This is a genomic window from Tardiphaga sp. (assembly GCF_044336785.1).
In the GTDB taxonomy this organism is placed as follows: domain Bacteria; phylum Pseudomonadota; class Alphaproteobacteria; order Rhizobiales; family Xanthobacteraceae; genus Tardiphaga.
The window spans coordinates 18,328-37,072 of sequence record NZ_JBIIOT010000019.1 but is presented as its reverse complement, the minus strand read 5'-3'; the positions used below and the strand labels follow the sequence as shown (position 1 = coordinate 37,072).

Here is an 18,745-nt window from a genome sequence, read left to right as displayed (position 1 = left end):
CAGAGTAGTTGCTCCCCCTCATGGTGAGGAGCGGCCGCAGGCCGCGTCTCGAACCATGAGTTGGCCGGGCTCGAAGTTCGCGGCCATCCTTCGAGACGCCGCTGCGCGGCTCCTCAAGATGAGGGACGGAGTAGCCTCACTCCCCGCCGGAAATCAACGATCCCGCGCGCTTGGCGCTGTTCAGCAGCCAGAGAAACGACGCAAACGACGCCACGAACAGCACCGCATTCATGGCCAGCGCCGCCAGCATCAGGTCGCCGCGAAACACCTGATCGAACAGCAGCGCCCGCATGCCCTCGAACACATAGGTCGGCGGCAGGCACCACGCGACGGGCTGCAGCCAGGCCGGCAGCACGGCCACCGGATAATAGACGCAGACCAGCGGCATCAAGCCGAACATCAGCGTCCAGACGATGCTCTCCGCACCCAGCCCGTTCCGCAGCACGAGGCCCGATACAAAGATGCCGAGCGACCAGCTGGTGAAGATCAGATTGCAGAAGAACAGGATCAGCGGCAGACCGAAGCTCAAGAGATTGAAGTGAAAGAACACCGCCGCCAGGATCACCATCGGGATGATGCCGATCGCCAGACGAACAAGGCTCATGATCATCAGCGCGATCAGGAACTCGATCGGCTTCAGCGGGCTCATCATCAGATTGCCGAGGTTCCGCGCCCACATCTCCTCGAGGAACGAGATGGAGAAGCCGAGCTGGCCGCGAAACAGGATGTCCCACAGGATCACGGCGCCAATCAGTGTGCCGCCCGCCTGCGCGAAGAAGCCGGCATTCTGCGAGATATAGCTCTGCAGGAAGCCCCAGGTGATGATCTGCAGCGCCGGCCAATAGATCAGCTCCAGCATCCGCGGCCAGGACGAGCGCAGCAGATACCAGTAGCGCAGCACCATCGCATTGATGCGATGCATCGCGAGGCCGCTCGTATGCTTCATGATGCTCATTGCGCCGCCTCCCTGTTGCGGCCGCGCGCCACATCGAGGAACACGTCCTCCAGCGTGGTACGGTTATAGCGCTGCAGGATGCCCGTCGGACTGTCATCGTCCTCGACGCGCCCCTTCTTCATGATGATGACGCGATCACACAGCCGCTCGACCTCCAGCATGTTGTGCGAGGCCAGCAGGATGGTCGCATTGTGACTGCGGCAGTAGGTTTCCAGATGCCCGCGGATCCAGTCCGCCGTATCGGGATCGAGCGAGGCGGTGGGCTCGTCGAGCAGCAGCAGTTCCGGCTCGTTGATCAGCGCCTTGGCCAGCGCCACGCGCGTCTTCTGGCCCGCCGAGAGCTTGCCGCTGGCGCGATCGATGAAATCGGTGAGGTCGAGATCGGACGCCAGTTGCGCGATGCGCTCGCGCAGGTTCCGCACGGCATAGAGCTTGCCGAACACGGTCAGATTCTGCCGCACCGTGAGGCGCATCGGCATATCGACATACGGGCTTTCGAAATTCATCCGCCCGAGCACGCTTGCGGCCTGCTCCGGCATCGCATGGCCGAGCACCGACACCTTGCCGGAGGTCGGCAGCACCAGACCCATGATCATGGCAATGGTCGTGGTCTTGCCGGCACCATTGCCACCAAGCAGGCCCGTAATGCTACCGCGCGCGATGGAGAAGGAGATATCGTCCACGGCGCGCTCGGTCTTATAGATCTTGACCAGATGCGCGACCTCGATCGCAGCCGGAGTGTCCGGGCGCAGCGGCGCGGGGTTTGTGTGCGTGATGTCATCGGCGGTCATTGAGGCCGTTCTCTGCGGCATCGGGACGCTGAACGCAAGTTGAGCAGTTGGGGCGGCCCCACGCTCTCCTGTCATCCCCGCGAAGGCGGGGATCCATAACCTCCGACGGAGTAAGTGGAACACCACACGGAGAGATTCTTCGCCACACACTTTCGGAGGCTATGGGTCCCCGCCTTCGCGGGGACGACAAGCCGCCACGGGCGAGTTTGCCGCATCACCGTTCGTTTGTGCCTCCCCCGCCAACCCGCTAAAACGCTGATATGACCGACATTTCCGTTTCCGACTTCCGTCATCCCCGCCGCTATGTGCGCCTCGACACGATCCTGCGGCTGCGCTGGCTGGCAGCGCTCGGGCAGCTCGCCGCTATTTTCGTGGTGGTGCAGGGCCTCGAATATGACATGGCGATCATCCCCTGCGTGACGATCATCGGCCTGTCGGCGGCTTTGAATCTGGTCCTGCAGACGCTCTTCAATCCCGTGCATCGCCTGGAAGCGGTCAGCGCCGCAGCCCTGCTGGCGCTCAACATCATAGAACTCGCAGGCCTCCTTTATTGCACCGGGGGCCTGCAGAACCCGTTCTCGTTCCTGTTCCTCGCGCCGGTGCTGATCTCGGCCACCGCGCTGCCGACCAACTACACGATTGCGCTCGGCGTCCTCGCCGGCACCTGCACCAGCGTGCTCGCTTTCTTCCACCTGCCGCTACCATGGGACACCGCCGATCCGCTGGTGCTGCCGCAGATCTATCTGCTCGGCGTCTGGTTCTCGATCATGACCGCCATCGGCGTCACCAGCCTCTATGCTTTCCAGGTCACCGAGGAAGCGCGCAAGCTTTCCGACGCCCTTGCCGCCACCGAGCTGGTGCTGACACGCGAGCAACACCTCACCCAGATCGACGGCCTCGCTGCGGCTGCCGCCCATGAACTCGGAACGCCGCTGGCCACCATCTTCCTGATCTCGCGCGAACTGGTGAAGAGCGTCGACAAAAATCCGGAACTCGCTGGCGATCTCCGCACCATGGCGGAGCAGGCGCAGCGCTGCCGCGAAATCCTGTCGAAAATCACCCAGCTGAATTCCAGCGGCGCGCCATTCGATCGCATGCGCATCTCGCAGCTGATCGAGGAATCCGTCTCGCCGCATCGCGATTTCGGCGTATCGATCAAGGTACGGATCGCCGTCTCCACGGCGCCCGAGCCGGTCGGCATGCGCAATCCCGCGATCCTTTATGGCGTCGGCAATATTCTGGAAAACGCCGTCGATTTCGCCCGCGAGCAGGTCGAGGTGAATGCCTGGTGGAATGCCGACGCCATCGTGCTGTCGATTTCCGACGACGGCCCCGGCATTCCGCCCGATCTCCTGAAGCGCATCGGCGAACCCTATCTGTCGCGCCGTCGCAACACCGAAGACGGCCCCCGCCGCGGCCTTGGCCTCGGCGTCTTCATCGCCCGCACATTGCTGGAGCGCACCGGCGCCAAGGTGACGTTCAGCAACCGCATCTTCCCCGACCACGGCGCCGTGGTGCAGATCGCCTGGCCGCGCGAGGCGTTTGAGACGGCGGGGCAATTGATGGAAGTGGATTAATCTCTCGGCCGTAGCCCGGATGGAGCGCAGCGCCATCCGGGCTACGGCGCTTCATCACCTCGCCGGTACCTGCATTACGCTTCGCTCCATGCAGCCTACGCGTCCCGAACTAGATCGCCGGGTCCGGAAACGCCTCAGCCTGCTTCAGCGCTCGCCGCTTCGCGAAGCCTGCAATCATCAGCACCACAAGCCCCAGCACCACCGGCGGAAACACCACCGCATTCACGGCATTCCAGCCGTAGCTGGCAAGCAACTGCCCCGACGAGAACGAGCCCACCGCCATCAGGCCGAAGACGAGGAAATCGTTGAAGGCCTGCACCTTGTTACGCTCCTGCGGCCGATGCGTTTCAAGCACCAGGGCGGACGCGCCGACAAAGCCGAAATTCCAGCCGACGCCGAGCACGACCAGTCCAATCCAAAAATGCATCGCGGTAATGCCCGACATGCCGATGATCGCCGCGAGCGCTTCGAGTATGAGGCCAACTGCGACGACTTTCGGTGCGCCAAAGCGCGTGATCAGCGCGCCGGTAAAGAAGCTCGGCCCATACATGGCAACCACATGCCACTGAATTCCGAAATTGGAATCGCTGAGACTGAGCCCGCACAGCTTCATGGCCAGCGGCGCTGAGGTCATCACCAGATTCATCATGGCATATGACACCACGCCACAGATCGCGGCAGCCACGAAGCGCGGCTGCTTGATGATCTCAACCAGCGGCCTGCCACCGTGCATATCTGCCGGCGCAGGTTTTGGCGCGTCCACAGTGGACAGCAGCGCCATCGCGATAAGCGCCACCACCGCCTGCGCGAGGAAGCTGAACGCGAACAGATAAGGCGACCAGATATTCATGGTCCACTGCACGAGCTGCGGCCCAAGCACGCCGGCAAACACGCCGCCGGCCATTACCCATGACACGGCTTTCGGCCTGTAAGCCGGGCTCGCGCCATCGGCGGCCGCAAAGCGATAGGACTGCGCGACTGCACCATAGAGCCCGCCGAAAAACGTCGCGACACAGAACAGCGCAAAAGATGCCTGCAGAATGGCGATAGCGCCGAGCAATCCGCACAACGCCCCTGCCCCACTGCCGATCATGAACGCCACACGCCGACCATAGCGCCGCGAGATGATGCCGACCGGCAGCGTCGCCGCAGCAAGCCCGACCACATAGACCGAGATCGGCACCGTCGCGAGCGACGCGCTTGGCGCCAGCGTTGCGCCGATGATCGCGCCAGTCGCAAAGATCACCGCAGAATTGGCGCCGCCCAGCGCCTGTGCCGCCGCAAGCCGCCATACGGTGGCACGCGCGCGTGCATCGTCGAAATTGTCTGGAGTCGTCGTATCACTCATGGGAATTCCGCCCGGGCATCGGCTCGGTTTGGCCAAGCCTTTTGTTATGAAATGACTACGTAGCCACGCGTGCAAAAATCAGAATCAGATTATTGGCCGGCATCTCGACGATCTCGTTGAGCTTCAGCCCGACGCTCTCAGCCACTTTCTCCAGCTCCTCCACATCGCGCACGCCCCATGCAGGATTGTTATTGCGCAGGCTGGTATCGAAGGCCGCATTGCTCACAGCCGTATGCGCGCCGCCGCGCTTGAACGGGCCATAGATGAAGAGCTTGCCATCCGGCCGAAGATAACGTGCCGCGCCTGCTATCAACCCCTCCGCCACGGGCCACGGCGCGATGTGGACGACATTGGCGCAGAACACCGCAAGCAGCTCGCGCGCACTGCCATCGCGCAATTCGGGGCACCAATCGGGATCAGTGAGATCAATCCGCAGCGGCGGGCGGACATTCGCGCGCTGGGTGAAATTGCGCCATGCCTCGATACTGATCAGATGCGCATCGTTGAGATCGCTCGGCCACCAAGTGATGTCGGGCGAGTGCTCGGCAAAGTGCATGACATGCTGGCCGGTGCCGCTGCCGACCTCCACAACGTCGCCGCTGTGATGCCGCAAGGATGCCGCGAGAATTGTCCAGATCGCGGTGTGATTTCGATGAAAAGCCGCCGCATCCAGGCGGCCGTCGGATTCGACTTTTCCGCCATCCTTGCCAAACTGAACCACATATTCCGCCATATCGGCCTCCGCCCCGGAGCTTTAGGCGGAGCGTTGCGCAAAATCAATTCTCACAGCAGAAAGCATTCGCACAAAGGCTATATCTTGGGCTATTATTCTTCCTAACACTGACTGCATGGAATATTCGACCAAGATTGACGGTGAGCGGCATGATCTTCCGACAGCTCTTCGACAGCGTTTCTGGCACCTACAGCTATCTCCTCGCCAGCCGCCCCGGCGGCGAGGCGCTGATCCTCGATCCCGTGCTGGAAAAGGTCGATCGCTACTGCCAGTTGCTGCGCGAACTCGATCTGCGGCTGGTGAAAGCCGTCGATACACATCTCCATGCCGATCACGTTACCGGCCTCGCCGAACTGCGTGAGCGCACGCAATGCGTCACGGTGATGGGCGACCAGAGCAAGGCCGACGTTGTCGCGATGCGCGTGAGCGATGGCGACAAGGTGATGATCGAGGGCGTCAGCCTCGACGTGATGTACACGCCCGGCCATACGGACGATTCCTACAGCTATATGATGAAGGATCGCGTCTTCACCGGCGACACGCTCCTCATTCGCGGCACCGGCCGCACCGACTTCCAGAATGGCAGCGCACGCGCCCAATATGACTCGCTGTTCAATCGCCTGCTGAAACTGCCGGACGAGACCATGGTCTTCCCCGCACACGACTACAAAGGCGACACCGTCTCCACCATCGGCGAGGAAAAGCGCTTCAATCCGCGGCTGCAGGTGAACTCCGTCGATGAATATATCGAACTGATGGGTAGACTGAACCTGCCGAACCCCAAGCTCATGGACGTGGTGATCCCCGCCAATATGAAAGTCGGCCTCAAGCCGGACGAGCTGGTGAAACAGGGCCTCGCGCTGTCGCCGCAGGAAGCCATTGCCCATCTCGGCGATCCCGACATGCTTCTGGTGGATCTCCGCGAAAGTGGCGAACGCGCGAAATTCGGCACGCTGTCCGGCGCGCTGCATGCGCCCTATCCGTCGATTGCCGACAACCTCAAGCCCGGCGGCATGCTGCGCGAAGTCGCCAGCGCGACGCGTCGCCGCCTGGTATTCTTCTGTGCGTATGGCGAGCGCTCGGCAATGGCGGTCAACGCGGCGAAAGATGCCGGCATTGCGCATGCCGCGCACCTCGATGGCGGCATTGATGCTTGGAAGAAGGCCGGCGGGCCGGTATTAGCTGCATAGATCAAGCGCGTAAGGCGGAATCAATCGCCCGCGCCATCCGGGAGGATTCCGATCATGTCCATGCGCCTGGCCGCACGGCTGTTGCTGACCGCATCGCTCATTTTCGCAATCCACCCCGCCAGCGCGCAGACTGCAGCGCCAGCGTCTGCCGGTCCCTTCGATCCCGCGCTGATGCAGGATCTCGTGGTCGCCAACCGCGTCCTCACCGATCTCAATGTCATCGATGGCTTCGGCCATGTCAGCATGCGGCACCCGACCGATCCCAATCGCTATCTGATGGGCCGCTCGCTGGCGCCGGCGCTGGTCACGGCGGACGACATCCTGGAATACGATCTCGATTCCAATCCGGTCGATGCGCGCGGACGTGCGAGCTTTCTCGAGCGCTTCATCCATGGCGAGATCTACAAGGCGCGACCGGACGTGAAAGCCGTCGTGCATACGCACTCGCCGGGCATCATCCCGTTCGGCGCGAGCAATGTGCCGCTGCGGCCGATCTTTCATCTCGGTGCGTTTCTCGCACCTGATGTGCCGATCTTCGACATCCGCGACACCGCGGGCGCCAGCAACATGCTGGTGAGCACGCCGCAGCTCGGCAAGGCACTGGCGGAAACACTGGGTGGCCGCAACGTCGCGCTGATGCGCGGCCACGGCAGCGTGGTGGTCGCCGCCGCCATTCCGATGGCGGTGTTCCGTGCGCATTACAGCAACGTCAATGCGCAACTGCAATCGCAGGCGCTCGCGCTGGGCGGCACCGTCACCTATCTGCAGAACGATGAAAGCGCGAAGACGCTGGCGGTGATCGACCAGATCCACGGCCGCGCCTGGGACCTCTGGAAGCGTGCCGCGCTGGAGAAGATGCCGGGCAAATGACCGCGAGGCTCACGCCTCGCGCACCTCGATATCGTCATAGCCCTTGATGCGATAGATGGCGACGGAGACCAGCCAGCTGACGAGGAAGATCGCGACGATCAGATAGCCCATCGCACCGAGATTCTCGTTCAGCCCCTCGATGGCTTCCCAGAAACTGCCTGAGAGATCGAGCTTGCGGCCGATCAGGCCGAGCGCTTCGATACCGCCGATCACCAGCGCGACAATCACCGACACCGCCGTGATCATCATGTTGTAATAGAGCTTGCGGATCGGCTTCACGAAGGCCCAGCCATAGGCGCGCACCATCAGGATCGAATCCGTCGCATCCACCAACGACATGCCGGCCGTGAACAGTGCCGGGAAAATCAGGATCGACAGCATCGACATGCCCTCGGCGCTCTGTGAGGCAGCGATGCCGAGCAGTGCGATTTCGCTGGCGGTGTCGAAGCCGAGGCCGAACAGGATGCCGAGCGGATACATGTGCCAGCTCTTGGTGATCGCCCCGAACAGACGGCGCAGCGCGCGGCCGATAATGCCGCGCTGGGCCAGCACGGCATTGAGATCCTCTTCGATGAATCGCTCGCCGCGTTTCACCGACCGGAACACGCGATAGACGGCGATGAGAATGAAAAGATTGGCGATGCCGACCACCAGCAGGAAGAATGCCGAGACGCCGGTGCCGATCAGCCCGCCCACTTCCTTGAAATTGTCGAACCGCTCCTGCAGCGCGGACACTGCCAGCGCCACGAAGATCGAGGCCACGATCACCACGGTGGAATGGCCGAGCGAGAAGAACATACCGACCGAGATCGGGCGCTTGCCCGACTGCATCAGTTTGCGCGTGATATTGTCGATGGCCGCGATGTGATCGGCATCGAAGGCGTGGCGCAGACCGAATGTGTAAGCCAGAACAGCGGTACCCAGCAGCACCGGCTGATCGCGAAACGCGACCAGAGCCCAGATCCAGGCCAGCACATTGGCCGGAATGAGAATGGCGTAGATGGCGATGATGCGGCCGCGCAGATTGTCGGCGCCATCGTTGAAAAGCGTACGAAGCATGGGGAAAAATCGGTCCGATTGACGGGAGCGATTGTCTCAGACCGGCGATAGTGACGCAACTGCGGCGATTTCGCATGAAATCCCGCGCATGTGCCTCAGAAATGGCCCACCGGCGTGATCGGCTGTTGGCTGAACGGGTACGGGCATTTATATAGCCACGCAACGATCGCGCGACGCTTGCTCCGATGCCCGTGGCGCTGACACCCCAAATTCCAGAACGAAGCTGAATTGATGTCCGCAGATAACGACAAATCCACCAAAGCCGAGCGCGATGCCGCCCAAAAGGCGGTGCTCGACAATATGGCGCGCCTGAAAGAGATGCGGCTCGCCCGCGAGGCAGCGATGCCACAAGCGGCGCCGAAGAAGAAGGTTGCGGCCAAGTCCGGCCGGAGCACGACCGGCAAGACGTCACCCGGGAAGAGTTCAGCCGGAAAACCGGCCGAGAAGTCGGTCGCTCTCGCTGCATGGCTCGCCGAGCAGCGTAAGGGCGGGTTTCGGACGTAACGATCGGATGTCGCCACCCGGCCTGACCGGGTGGCCCAGTATACACCGCTCTGTCCGAGTGTACTGGATCGCCCGATCAAGTGGGGCGACGACAAGAGTGGATTGCCTCATCGCCGCGAAATCTGCTTCAATCACCCGCATGACGCGAATGCGGGGAACGCGATGACACCACGATCCGGCCGCGAGCCAAAGGACACGTCGGATAAGCCGACACCTCGACCACCTGTCGATGACGACGAAGAGGACGGCGATATCGCCTCTCCGAAGCGCGATCGCGACGACGAAGCCGAGATGTTCGAGAAACGCGACAACGAGACATGAAAACGGCGCGCCATTGCTGGCGCGCCGTTTTGCATGAAGGAGCCTGGTCGCTCAGGCCGCCTTCAACCCGACTTCTGGCAGAGTCGGGCGTGTGCGCAGCGCCTTGGCCATCATGGCTTCGACGTCCGCTTTCTCATGCGGCAGCAAGGCGAGACGCGGCGGGCGCGTCAGCGCTGTGCCGCGCCCCATGATGTTCTCGCAAAGCTTGATGCACTGGACGAGATCCGGCCGCGCATCGAGATGCAGCAGCGGCATGAACCACTCATAGATCTTCATCGCCTCGGCATAGCGGCCGGCCTTCGCGAGACGGAACAACGTCTCGCCCTCGCGCGGGAAGGCATTGGACATCCCGGACACCCAACCGACGGCGCCCATGGCGACGCTTTCGACGATGACATCATCAAGGCCGGCGAACAGCACGAAGCGATCGCCGACCATGTTGCGGGTGTCGATGAAGCGGCGGGTGTCGCCGGAGGAGTCCTTGAAGCAAACCACCGTCTCGACATCGGCGAGCGTCGCCAGAATGTCCGGCGTGACGTCGTTCTTGTAGATCGGCGGATTGTTGTAGAGCATGACCGGCAGATCGGTCGCCGTCGCCACCGAGCGGAAATGCGCTGCCGTCTCGTGTGGCTTCGACGAATAGACCAGCGCCGGCATCACCATGATGCCGTCGATACCGACACGCGCGGCCTCCTTGGCGGTCTCGACGGCAAAAGCCGTGGTGAATTCAGCGATCCCGCACAACACCGGCACGCGGCCCTTGGCGACCGATTTGGCCGTTTCCATGATCGCGATCTTCTCCTTGCGCTCCAGCGAGGTGTTCTCCCCGACCGAGCCGCAGATGATCAGACCCGACACGCCATCGCGGATCAGGCCGTCCATCACTTTGGCGGTGGCATCGATATCGAGCGAGAGATCGTCGTGAAACTGGGTGGTGACAGCCGGGAAGACACCTTCCCAGGAGATGCGGGGACTCATGGCAAAACTCCGTTATGTGCCGGCGCGTGGTGCGCGCCGGCTTGTGAGAACGATGGCAGAGGAAAATGCCGCCATTGCGAGGAGCGAAGCCACGAAGCAACCCAGTCTTTCTTCACTTGGCTTCTGGATTGCTTCGCTGCGCTCGCAATGACGGAGAGGTTTTCGTCTACAGCGTGGCACCGACCTTGCGCAGTTCGGCCAGCACCGGCGCCTTGGGCAGCCAGAGCTTGTCGAATTCGGCGATGACGGCTTCGGTATCCTTCGCTGCAACCTGACGCACCGGCACCGACGTGCCCTTGAAATTCTCGATCAAGGCCGGCTCGGCGCCCGCCAGATCATCGATCTGCGCATCGAGCGTGGACTTCACCGCCTTGGTGATCAGCTCCTTGTCGGCGGCCGGCAGCGATTGCCAGACGCGGCCGGAGACGACGGCGGCCATCGGCATGAAGACGGCATTCATCTGCAGGATCGATTTCGACACCTTGTCGAAGCGCTGGTTCCAGGAGAATTCGAGATCCGCTTCGAGCCCATCGACCTGGCCGTTCGACATGGCATCGAACACCTGCGGTGTCGGGATCGGCGTCGGCGCGGCACCGAGGGACGAGTAGAAGTCGCGGTAGACCGGCGTCGGATTGATACGCAGCTTCATGCCCTTGATGTCGTCGAGGGTCTTGAGATCGCGCACCGAGAATACCGCGCGCATGCCGGTGATGCCCCAGCCAAGACCGATGGTGCCGGTTTCCGCGGGCAGCACGTCGAACAGCTTCACCGCCACCGGATGCCGCACGAATTTCGCCACCGACGGCGTCGAGCGCACGATATAAGGCGCATTGATCGCAGCGATATGCGGCACGCGCGAGCCGAGCTCGGCAGCCTGAATGAACCCCATATCAAGCGCGCCGGTCTGCAACTGCTGCATCATGGCCGCTTCATTGCCGAGCTGGCCGGAATGAAACACCGTCATGGTCAGACGGCCTTTTGTCTCTTCCTTGAGTTGATCGGCCAGCTTCAAAGCGGCCTTGTTCCAGGAATGGCCGTTCGGCGTGATCAGGCCGAGGCGCATTTCCTTGGCCTGCGCGAGCGACAGCGACGGCGCGAAGACAGAGGCCGCAGCCGATGCTGCGAGGAAGCGACGACGTGAGATGGTCATGACGAGAGCTCCTTAGTGATGCGTTACTTGATGAGAGCGAGAGACAGATACGGAAACAGCGAGAGTAAAATCAGGAGGATGCAAGAGATGAAGAAAAACGGCAGCGTCACCATGAACATCTTGCCGGGCTTGGCGCCGGTCACGGCCGCAGCGACGAAGAAGCAGAGCCCGACGGGCGGCGACAGCAGGCCGAGCACGAGATTGATGACGACAACGACGCCGAACTGGCGGGGATCGATGTGATAGATCTCGGTGGCGATCGGCAGCAGGATCGGCACCGTCATGATGAGACCCGGCACGCCGTCGATCACCGTGCCGATGACCAGCAGGATGACGTTACAAAGCAGCATGAAGCTGATCGGATCCTTTGCCACGGTCTGGATCCAGGCCGCGGTTTCCTGCGGCACTTTCCCGAAGATGAGCACCCAGGAAAACACGGCGGCCGCGGCGACGAGAAACAGCACGATGGCCGAATAGATGCCCGAGCGCAGCATCATCTGCGGCAGCTGCGACCACCGGAATTCTTTCGTCCAATATTTGCCGATCAATGCCGAGGCCACGGCACCGACAGCCGCCGACTCGGTGGCATTAGCAAGGCCGGTCAGAATTGAGCCGACGATCACGATAGGGATCAGCAGCGTCGGACAGGTCCGCAGGATGGTCATCACGCGCTGCTTCGGCGTCTGGTAGTCCGCGCGCGGATAGTTATGGATATAGCCCATGACGGCGATGATCACGCAGAACATCACCGTGAGAATGACGCCCGGAATGATGCCGGCGATCAGCATGTCGCTGACCGAGACCTGCGCCAGCACGCTGTAAACCACGAACATCACCGAGGGCGGGATGATGGGGCCGAGCATGCCGCCATAGGCCGTGAGGCCGGCCGCGAAGGTCTTGTCGTATCCCTTCTTCTCCATCTCCGGCACCATGATCTGCGCCATGATGGCGACCTGTGCCGTGGCCGAGCCGAGGATCGAGGAGATGAACATGTTGGCGAGCACGTTCACATAAGCGAGGCCGCCGCGCAGCGAGCCGATAAAGGCCATGGCCATATCGACGATGCGCTGGGTGATGCCGCCGCCATTCATGATCTCGCCGATCAGGATGAACAGCGGGATCGCGATCAGGCCATAGCTATCGACGCCGCCGAACAATTGCAGCGGATAGGACTGGAACAGCACCGGATTGCCAGACGCCATGATGTAGACGAAGCCGGCAAGGCAGAGACAGAGGCCGATCGGCACGCCGACCAGCATGATGATCACGAAAGCAGCGGAGGTGATCATGTCAGTTCACCCCGTCCAGCTCGGACAGCTGGAAGCCCTTTGGCGCCACGCGCGGAACGAGATCGAGATCTTCCAGCAGGTTGGCGATGCCATGGATGGTCATCGACACCGCGAAGATCGGCAGCGTCAGATACAGGACCCAGGTCGGCCAGTTCAGCGTCTGGGTGCGCTCGGTGTAGAGGAAGTTGAAGGTCTGGCCGGCAAACTTCTTGGCGTCGAAACCCGCGCTGGCGATGCCGACCGGATCCATCCACAGCACACAGGTGATCATCAGGCTGATGCCGAACACGATCACCATGCCGGTGGCGATGATCTTGAACAGGCGCTGCTTCGACACCGACAGCCGCTCCGTCATCATGGTGACCGCAAAATCGAGCCGCAGCCGCGTCATCGCCGACGCGCCGATAAAGGTCAGCCAGACCACCGAATAGACCGCGGATTCGTCGATCCAGTAGATCGGCATATGCGAATAGCGGGTGACGACATTCACCAGGATCAGCGCCGTCAGCAGATACATGAAGCCGATGATCGCGAGGCGCTCGAAGGCGAGCAGACCGCGGGACGCCGCCATCACCATGTGGCGGAACCCGACCTCGCGCGCCGACGACATCGTCTGATCACTCATGAATGCTCCCCCGCATGTCACAAAAGTGAGGTGATTTTTAAGATCGTATAATTTATACATTTTGCGAGTCAAACGATTACCTGCACAAATTCACGGCTTGAGGCGGTTTTGTGCAGCAGCGAGAAGACTGAGATATCGGCAGGATCGGCGGCGAAAAGGCTAGATATATCAATGAGCGAACCGATGAAGCACCGCACGCTCTCGGCCATGATCACTGATCAGCTGCGACAGGCGATCCTGGACGGGACCTATCCGGCAGGCGCACAGCTGCGCCAGGACGCGCTCGGCGAGACCTATGGGGTGAGCCGGATCCCGGTGCGCGAGGCGCTGTTCCAGCTCGAAGCCGAAGGGCTGGTGCGGATCGTGCCGCAGAAGGGCGCTGTGGTGTCGGAGCTGTCGCTCGACGAGATCAATGACGTGTTCGACCTGCGGGTGATGCTGGAGCCACGCATGCTGGCGCAGTCCGCGCCGCATTTCTCGGCGGACGATTTCGCGACCCTGGATGCCATTCAGAGGCGCTTCGAGGGCGCGATCGCGGCGGGCAATGTCAGCGAATGGGGCCAGATCAATGCCGAGTTTCACATGGCCATGTATGTGAATGCGCGACAACCGCGCACCCAGAACATCGTGACGGCGCTGCTGCAGACCAGCGATCGCTATACGCGGATGCAGCTATCGAATACCGAAGCGATGGGGATCGCGGAAAAGGAACATGCGCAGCTGATCGCCCTCTGCCGCGCAGGGCAGATCGCGGATGCCTGCAGCTTTCTCAAGCAACATATTGAAGCCGTGCGCAGCGACCTCCTGCGCGTGGTCGGCCGCACCATCGAGAAGAGTGGCGCGGCCTGATCGCGTTTATGCGAGCTCCTGCTCGACAAGCGCCGCAAAATAGCTGGCGCCGATCGGCAGCAGATCATCGTTGAAGTCGTAGCCGGGATTGTGCACGGGCACCCCGCCTTTGTCTGCGCCGCGCTGGCCGAAGAAGATATAGGCGCCGCGGTTCTTCTCCAGCATGAACGCAAAATCCTCGCCGGCCAGAACCGGATTGCCCTCGCGCTGCACCTCGGTCACCCCCGGCACGGCTGCAGCGGCCTGTGCCGCACGCGCTGCTTCGTCGGCCGTGTTGATGGTCGGCGGATAAGCGCGCTTGTAGTCGATCTCGGCACTGCCGCCCTGCGCTTCGCAGGTCAGCTTCACCGCACGCTTGAACAGTTCTTCGACGCGGTCGCGCACTTCGGGCTTCAGCGTGCGCACGGAGCCGCGCAGCTCCACCGTTTCCGGCAACACGATATTCGAGGTGCCGCCATGGATCTGGCCGATGGAGATGATCGCCGATTCCAGCGCATCGATCTGGCGCGACGGGATCGCGTTGAGTGCGTTGATCACCTGCGCCGCCATTGCCACCGTGTCGATGCCTTGCTGCGGATGCGCGCCATGGGACGAGCGGCCGCGCAGCGTGATGGTGAAATAATCGATCGCCGCCAGCGCGGTGCCCGTCAGCGCCCGCACGGTGCCAAGCGGCAGGTCCGGGCTGTTGTGAATGCCGTAGATGGAATCGCAGGGGAAGCGCTCGAACAGCCCGTCATCCATCATCGCCTTGGCGCCGGCGAGACCTTCTTCGGCAGGCTGGAAAATCAGATGCACCGTGCCGGCAAAATTGCGCGTCTCCGCGAGATATTTGGCGGCGCCGAGCAGCATGGTGGTGTGGCCGTCATGGCCGCAGGCGTGCATGCGACCGGGATTCTGCGAGCGATGGGCAAACTCGTTGCCCTCGTCCATCGGTAGCGCATCCATATCGGCGCGCAGGCCGATGGCGCGGTTGCTGCCGGCGGCACCATGCTTGCCGCGGATCACGCCGACAAGACCGGTGCCACCAAAACCGCGATGCACTTCAATGCCCCATTCCGCGAGACGCTTGGCGACGATCTCGCTGGTACGCTCCTCCTCGAAGCCGATTTCCGGATGCGCGTGGAAATCACGGCGCCATTCGGTCATTTCGGCATGCAGTTCATCGAGGCGGGTGCGCGGGCTCATGAGGGTCTCACTGACGTTTGCGATTGAAGCGGCGCGATGCTGCCTCATTCACCCCCACAACGCCAAGCGCAAAGCGGCGTCATTCGGCTGAAAATCCGAACGGCACGCTGAGCGTTCTGAAATCGTCGGGCAAGAGTTCACGACCGATGGGAAGCGCCGAGCGTGCTGTACAACGTGGGCGATGGCACACGCGGCACGCCACCCCCACCGGCGTCGGCGCATCCGCCCGCGGGCCGGCGCCGTCACGCGCATAGATCAACTGACTCGCATGCTCGGCCGCGCATCCGACCGCGATGGCGCGCTCGATGCGCTGGGCGCCGAACGAGCCGCCGCCCGCCGTCACCGTGCGCGCGATGGAGAAGAAGCGCTGGCCATCGGGCAATTCCAGCCACTGCGTGACGAGTTCGCGCGGCGTGCGGAACACATTGTGCACGGACCAGAGCGGACAGGCGCCGCCATGCTTTGCGAACGGGAAGCCGGCGCCATCGAGCAGTTTCGAGATATTGCCGGCGGGATCGACGCGGATGAGAAAGAACGGGACTTTCTCCGAACCCGGCCGCTGCAGCGTGGTGATGCGATGTGCGCATTGCTCGAAACTCACGCCGAACTGGCGCGCCAGCGCTTCCAGATCGTAGCGGCGCGTTTCAGCAGCGCGCGCGAAGACCGCATAGGGCATCACGATCGCGCCTGCGGCATAGCTTGCCAGCGCGCGGCGCGCGAGCAACTCGGCACTCTTGCTGGTGAACTGGCTGTCTTCCAGTGCCGTGGTGATTTCGCTCCCCAGCTCCAAATAAGCGAGCTGCTGCGCAAGCTGGAAGTTCAGACTCGCAGTATCCAGCGAGTCTTCCAGCAGCAACTGCCTGCGATGCAGATCGAGACGGCGCACGGAGCCGAGCATGACGTCCGGCGGCATGTAGCGCACCTGCAATTTATGCCGCGTCTTCAGGCGCTCGATGAAACCGCTCGCACCGGACGTCGCCTGCGCAAGCCGCTCGGCAGCATCATCGATCGCAGCGAAATTGTTTTTGCGGGCCGCAAGGAAACGGCGGACTTCCGCGACAGGATCATTGGCGTCGTAACCACCGCCCTCCTCCGATGCCACGCCAGCAGGCGCAGGCCCGCGTCGCTCGGCAAGTGCAAGCTGCTCCTCGCGATACGCCGTGTAGAGGCGCAGGAATGCCTCCGCCATGCCGGGATAGGAGACCGCGAGATCGCTGATCTCGAGTTGGGGAATATCGATGTCCGAAAACATCGGCTCCTTCAGAATCGACTGCAGCCGCGCGGTCGAGTCGGCGCCGCCGTCGCCCGCGAGATCGGCGAGATCGATCGTGTAGGTGCGCGCCAGGCGGAGCAGCATGTCGGCCGTCATTGGCCGCTGGTTGCGCTCCAGCAGAGCGACATAGGGCGCCGAAATCTCCAGATCTGCGGCCATATCAGCCTGCGTGAGGCCGAGATCGCGCCGCAGCCGCCGCAAGCGCGGGCCGATGAAAACAGAACGACCACCAGAGGGCGCCATCTCGCTACCTCGATACCACTTGTTATACTTTACAACATTACATGAGTAGCTTGTAAAGTATGACAAGTTATCTGCGTTCCGTCTAGCTCCTGCCGATCCCGCGCTTAGAACAGGCGTTAGACACACAGTCGAACACGAAGGGATCGGACCCATGAATTTCCAACCGCGCGATATCGATCAGTTCACCCGCACCGGCTCCTATGCGAGCGAAGTGGAAGCCGCGGCTGCGCTGCTCAAGACCAAGCCGACCTGGAACGGCGTGGGTGCCGAGGCCATCGCCCGCATGCGCCTGCAGAACCGTTTCAAGACCGGCCTCGACATTGCGCGCTTCACCGCCGCGCAGATGCGCGCCGACATGGCGCGCTACGACAATGATGCCACCAAGTACACCCAGTCGCTCGGCTGCTGGCACGGCTTCATCGCGCAGCAGAAGCTGATCTCGGTCAAGAAGCACTTCGGCACCACCGACCGCACCTATCTCTATCTCTCAGGCTGGATGATCGCCGCCCTGCGTTCGGAATTCGGCCCGCTGCCGGATCAGTCGATGCATGAGAAGACTTCGGTGCCGGCGCTGATCGAAGAACTCTACACCTTCCTGCGTCAGGCGGATTCCCGCGAGCTGAGCAACACGTTCCGCGCGCTCGATGCCGCCCGCAAGGCCGGTGACAAGGTCAAGGAAGAAGAGCTGATCGCCTCGATCGACAACTTCCAGACCCATGTCGTTCCCGTCATCGCCGATATCGATGCCGGCTTCGGCAATGCGGAAGCGACCTATCTGCTCGCCAAGAAGATGATCGAAGCCGGCGCCTGCGCGCTGCAGATCGAGAACCAGGTCTCGGATGAGAAGCAGTGCGGCCATCAGGACGGCAAGGTCACCGTGCCGCATGAGGTCTTCCTGGCGAAGATCCGCGCGTGCCGTCACGCCTTCCTCGAACTCGGTGTCGAAGACGGCGTCGTCGTAACCCGCACCGACTCGCTCGGCGCAGGCCTGACCCAGCAGATCGCCGTCAGCCACAAACCGGGCGATCTCGGCGACCAGTACAACAGCTTCCTGGATTGCGAGGAAGTCGATGCGTCCAAGATCGGCAATGGCGACGTCGTCATCACCCGCAACGGCAAGCTGATGCGTCCGAAGCGCCTGGCAAGCAATCTCTATCAGTTCCGCGAAGGTACCGGTCAGGACCGTGTCGTGCTCGACTGCATCACCTCGCTGCAGAATGGCTCCGACCTGCTCTGGATCGAGACCGAAAAGCCGAATATCGAGCAGATCGCGGTGATGGTCGATCGTATCCGCGAAGTCGTGCCGAATGCGAAGCTCGCCTACAACAACTCGCCGTCGTTCAACTGGACGCTGAACTTCCGTTGGCAGGTGTTCGACGAGATGAAGGCCGCCGGCAAGGATGTCAGCAAGTACAACCGCGCCGAGCTGATGAAGGAAGAATATGACGGGACCGAGCTGGCGAAGCAGGCCGACGAGCTGATCCGCACTTTCCAGGCGGACTCGGCCAAGCGCGCCGGCATCTTCCACCACCTGATCACGCTGCCGACCTATCACACCGCTGCGCTGTCCACCGACACGCTCGCCAAGGCCTATTTCGGCGAGCAGGGCATGCTGGGCTATGTGAAGAACGTTCAGCGCGAGGAGATCCGTCAGGGCATCGCCTGCGTGAAGCATCAGAACATGGCCGGCTCCGACATCGGCGACGACCACAAGGAATATTTTGCGGGTGAAGCGGCTCTGAAGGCCGGCGGCGCACATAACACGATGAACCAGTTCTGATCAGAACCGGAACCACCGTTTAAAT

18 protein-coding genes are annotated in these 18,745 nt (G+C 62.2%); 7 read left to right on the top strand and 11 right to left on the bottom strand.

Annotated features, from left to right (window positions below):
• Positions 1-136 precede the first annotated feature (136 nt).
• Together ACIQ2A_RS08395 and ACIQ2A_RS08390 are read right to left on the bottom strand one after the other, a co-directional pair.
• A complete protein-coding gene (locus tag ACIQ2A_RS08395; RefSeq protein ID WP_398477855.1) occupies positions 137-946 on the bottom strand; it encodes an ABC transporter permease in 810 nt (269 codons plus the stop codon).
• 5 nt (positions 947-951) lie between these two features.
• Positions 952-1,746, bottom strand: coding sequence for an ABC transporter ATP-binding protein (locus ACIQ2A_RS08390; RefSeq protein ID WP_398477807.1), 795 nt, complete (start codon positions 1,744-1,746; stop codon positions 952-954).
• A 260-nt stretch (positions 1,747-2,006) separates the two neighbouring features.
• On the opposite strand from ACIQ2A_RS08390, the gene ACIQ2A_RS08385 reads away from it, so the two are divergent.
• On the top strand, positions 2,007-3,323 hold the full coding sequence (locus ACIQ2A_RS08385; protein WP_398477805.1) for an ActS/PrrB/RegB family redox-sensitive histidine kinase: 1,317 nt from the start codon (positions 2,007-2,009) through the stop codon (positions 3,321-3,323).
• Between the two features lie 109 nt (positions 3,324-3,432).
• Here ACIQ2A_RS08385 and ACIQ2A_RS08380 read toward each other — a convergent pair whose 3' ends face one another.
• Together ACIQ2A_RS08380 and ACIQ2A_RS08375 are read right to left on the bottom strand one after the other, a co-directional pair.
• Positions 3,433-4,671 (bottom strand): MFS transporter, encoded by a 1,239-nt coding sequence (locus ACIQ2A_RS08380; RefSeq protein WP_398477802.1) that lies wholly within the window; start codon positions 4,669-4,671, stop codon positions 3,433-3,435.
• Between the two features lie 55 nt (positions 4,672-4,726).
• On the bottom strand, positions 4,727-5,404 hold the full coding sequence (locus tag ACIQ2A_RS08375) for a DUF938 domain-containing protein (protein WP_398477800.1): 678 nt from the start codon (positions 5,402-5,404) through the stop codon (positions 4,727-4,729).
• 149 nt (positions 5,405-5,553) lie between these two features.
• On the opposite strand from ACIQ2A_RS08375, the gene ACIQ2A_RS08370 reads away from it, so the two are divergent.
• Both ACIQ2A_RS08370 and ACIQ2A_RS08365 read left to right on the top strand, forming a co-directional pair.
• Entirely contained in the window at positions 5,554-6,594 is a 1,041-nt protein-coding gene (locus ACIQ2A_RS08370) for an MBL fold metallo-hydrolase (RefSeq protein WP_398477798.1), read from the top strand.
• 54 nt (positions 6,595-6,648) lie between these two features.
• On the top strand, positions 6,649-7,464 hold the full coding sequence (locus tag ACIQ2A_RS08365; RefSeq protein ID WP_398477795.1) for a class II aldolase/adducin family protein: 816 nt from the start codon (positions 6,649-6,651) through the stop codon (positions 7,462-7,464).
• 9 nt (positions 7,465-7,473) lie between these two features.
• On the opposite strand, the gene ACIQ2A_RS08360 is transcribed toward ACIQ2A_RS08365, so the two are convergent.
• Positions 7,474-8,523, bottom strand: a complete 1,050-nt coding sequence (locus ACIQ2A_RS08360) for a HoxN/HupN/NixA family nickel/cobalt transporter (protein ID WP_398477793.1) — start codon at positions 8,521-8,523, stop codon at positions 7,474-7,476.
• 231 nt (positions 8,524-8,754) lie between these two features.
• Here ACIQ2A_RS08360 and ACIQ2A_RS08355 point away from each other — a divergent pair, with 231 nt between their 5' ends.
• Positions 8,755-9,027 carry a hypothetical protein gene (locus tag ACIQ2A_RS08355; protein WP_398477791.1) on the top strand — a complete coding sequence of 91 codons (273 nt, stop codon included), beginning with the start codon at positions 8,755-8,757 and terminating at the stop codon, positions 9,025-9,027.
• 162 nt (positions 9,028-9,189) lie between these two features.
• The gene (locus ACIQ2A_RS08350; RefSeq protein ID WP_398477789.1) at positions 9,190-9,348 is read left to right on the top strand and encodes a hypothetical protein; all 159 of its coding nucleotides are present in this window, start codon (positions 9,190-9,192) and stop codon (positions 9,346-9,348) included.
• 51 nt (positions 9,349-9,399) lie between these two features.
• Here the strand turns inward: ACIQ2A_RS08350 and ACIQ2A_RS08345 are convergent, their stop codons facing one another.
• From ACIQ2A_RS08345 to ACIQ2A_RS08330, 4 genes are all read right to left on the bottom strand, one after another.
• A complete protein-coding gene (locus tag ACIQ2A_RS08345) occupies positions 9,400-10,326 on the bottom strand; it encodes a dihydrodipicolinate synthase family protein (protein WP_398477787.1) in 927 nt (308 codons plus the stop codon).
• 166 nt (positions 10,327-10,492) lie between these two features.
• The gene (locus tag ACIQ2A_RS08340) at positions 10,493-11,476 is read right to left on the bottom strand and encodes a TRAP transporter substrate-binding protein (RefSeq protein WP_398477785.1); all 984 of its coding nucleotides are present in this window, start codon (positions 11,474-11,476) and stop codon (positions 10,493-10,495) included.
• A 23-nt stretch (positions 11,477-11,499) separates the two neighbouring features.
• Positions 11,500-12,765: a TRAP transporter large permease gene (locus tag ACIQ2A_RS08335; RefSeq protein WP_398477783.1), complete on the bottom strand. Its 1,266-nt coding sequence runs from the start codon at positions 12,763-12,765 to the stop codon at positions 11,500-11,502.
• A 1-nt stretch (position 12,766) separates the two neighbouring features.
• Positions 12,767-13,390, bottom strand: coding sequence for a TRAP transporter small permease (locus tag ACIQ2A_RS08330; RefSeq protein ID WP_398477781.1), 624 nt, complete (start codon positions 13,388-13,390; stop codon positions 12,767-12,769).
• A 171-nt stretch (positions 13,391-13,561) separates the two neighbouring features.
• Between ACIQ2A_RS08330 and ACIQ2A_RS08325 the strand changes: the two genes are divergently transcribed.
• Positions 13,562-14,239: a GntR family transcriptional regulator gene (locus tag ACIQ2A_RS08325; protein WP_398477779.1), complete on the top strand. Its 678-nt coding sequence runs from the start codon at positions 13,562-13,564 to the stop codon at positions 14,237-14,239.
• Positions 14,240-14,245: 6 nt separating this feature from the next.
• On the opposite strand, the gene ACIQ2A_RS08320 is transcribed toward ACIQ2A_RS08325, so the two are convergent.
• Both ACIQ2A_RS08320 and ACIQ2A_RS08315 read right to left on the bottom strand, forming a co-directional pair.
• Positions 14,246-15,424, bottom strand: coding sequence for a M20 aminoacylase family protein (locus ACIQ2A_RS08320; RefSeq protein ID WP_398477777.1), 1,179 nt, complete (start codon positions 15,422-15,424; stop codon positions 14,246-14,248).
• A 79-nt stretch (positions 15,425-15,503) separates the two neighbouring features.
• Complete coding sequence (locus ACIQ2A_RS08315) at positions 15,504-16,940, bottom strand: short-chain fatty acyl-CoA regulator family protein (protein WP_398477774.1); 1,437 nt, start codon at positions 16,938-16,940, stop codon at positions 15,504-15,506.
• 151 nt (positions 16,941-17,091) lie between these two features.
• Between ACIQ2A_RS08315 and ACIQ2A_RS08310 the strand changes: the two genes are divergently transcribed.
• Complete coding sequence (locus ACIQ2A_RS08310; protein WP_398477772.1) at positions 17,092-18,720, top strand: isocitrate lyase; 1,629 nt, start codon at positions 17,092-17,094, stop codon at positions 18,718-18,720.
• The last annotated feature ends 25 nt before the right edge of the window (positions 18,721-18,745 follow it).

What these genes read in the sequence shown, in the direction of transcription:
- ACIQ2A_RS08350 (WP_398477789.1), top strand. Translation starts at nt 9,190, where the DNA reads ATGACACCACGATCCGGCCGCGAGCCAAAGGACACGTCGGATAAGCCG.
- ACIQ2A_RS08395 (WP_398477855.1), bottom strand. Translation starts at nt 946, where the DNA reads ATGAAGCATACGAGCGGCCTCGCGATGCATCGCATCAATGCGATGGTG.
- ACIQ2A_RS08380 (WP_398477802.1), bottom strand. Translation starts at nt 4,671, where the DNA reads ATGAGTGATACGACGACTCCAGACAATTTCGACGATGCACGCGCGCGT.
- ACIQ2A_RS08310 (WP_398477772.1), top strand. Translation starts at nt 17,092, where the DNA reads ATGAATTTCCAACCGCGCGATATCGATCAGTTCACCCGCACCGGCTCC.
- ACIQ2A_RS08320 (WP_398477777.1), bottom strand. Translation starts at nt 15,424, where the DNA reads ATGAGCCCGCGCACCCGCCTCGATGAACTGCATGCCGAAATGACCGAA.
- ACIQ2A_RS08325 (WP_398477779.1), top strand. Translation starts at nt 13,562, where the DNA reads ATGAGCGAACCGATGAAGCACCGCACGCTCTCGGCCATGATCACTGAT.
- ACIQ2A_RS08340 (WP_398477785.1), bottom strand. Translation starts at nt 11,476, where the DNA reads ATGACCATCTCACGTCGTCGCTTCCTCGCAGCATCGGCTGCGGCCTCT.
- ACIQ2A_RS08345 (WP_398477787.1), bottom strand. Translation starts at nt 10,326, where the DNA reads ATGAGTCCCCGCATCTCCTGGGAAGGTGTCTTCCCGGCTGTCACCACC.
- ACIQ2A_RS08360 (WP_398477793.1), bottom strand. Translation starts at nt 8,523, where the DNA reads ATGCTTCGTACGCTTTTCAACGATGGCGCCGACAATCTGCGCGGCCGC.
- ACIQ2A_RS08315 (WP_398477774.1), bottom strand. Translation starts at nt 16,940, where the DNA reads ATGGCGCCCTCTGGTGGTCGTTCTGTTTTCATCGGCCCGCGCTTGCGG.
- ACIQ2A_RS08365 (WP_398477795.1), top strand. Translation starts at nt 6,649, where the DNA reads ATGTCCATGCGCCTGGCCGCACGGCTGTTGCTGACCGCATCGCTCATT.
- ACIQ2A_RS08370 (WP_398477798.1), top strand. Translation starts at nt 5,554, where the DNA reads ATGATCTTCCGACAGCTCTTCGACAGCGTTTCTGGCACCTACAGCTAT.
- ACIQ2A_RS08385 (WP_398477805.1), top strand. Translation starts at nt 2,007, where the DNA reads ATGACCGACATTTCCGTTTCCGACTTCCGTCATCCCCGCCGCTATGTG.
- ACIQ2A_RS08375 (WP_398477800.1), bottom strand. Translation starts at nt 5,404, where the DNA reads ATGGCGGAATATGTGGTTCAGTTTGGCAAGGATGGCGGAAAAGTCGAA.
- ACIQ2A_RS08330 (WP_398477781.1), bottom strand. Translation starts at nt 13,390, where the DNA reads ATGAGTGATCAGACGATGTCGTCGGCGCGCGAGGTCGGGTTCCGCCAC.
- ACIQ2A_RS08355 (WP_398477791.1), top strand. Translation starts at nt 8,755, where the DNA reads ATGTCCGCAGATAACGACAAATCCACCAAAGCCGAGCGCGATGCCGCC.
- ACIQ2A_RS08390 (WP_398477807.1), bottom strand. Translation starts at nt 1,746, where the DNA reads ATGACCGCCGATGACATCACGCACACAAACCCCGCGCCGCTGCGCCCG.
- ACIQ2A_RS08335 (WP_398477783.1), bottom strand. Translation starts at nt 12,765, where the DNA reads ATGATCACCTCCGCTGCTTTCGTGATCATCATGCTGGTCGGCGTGCCG.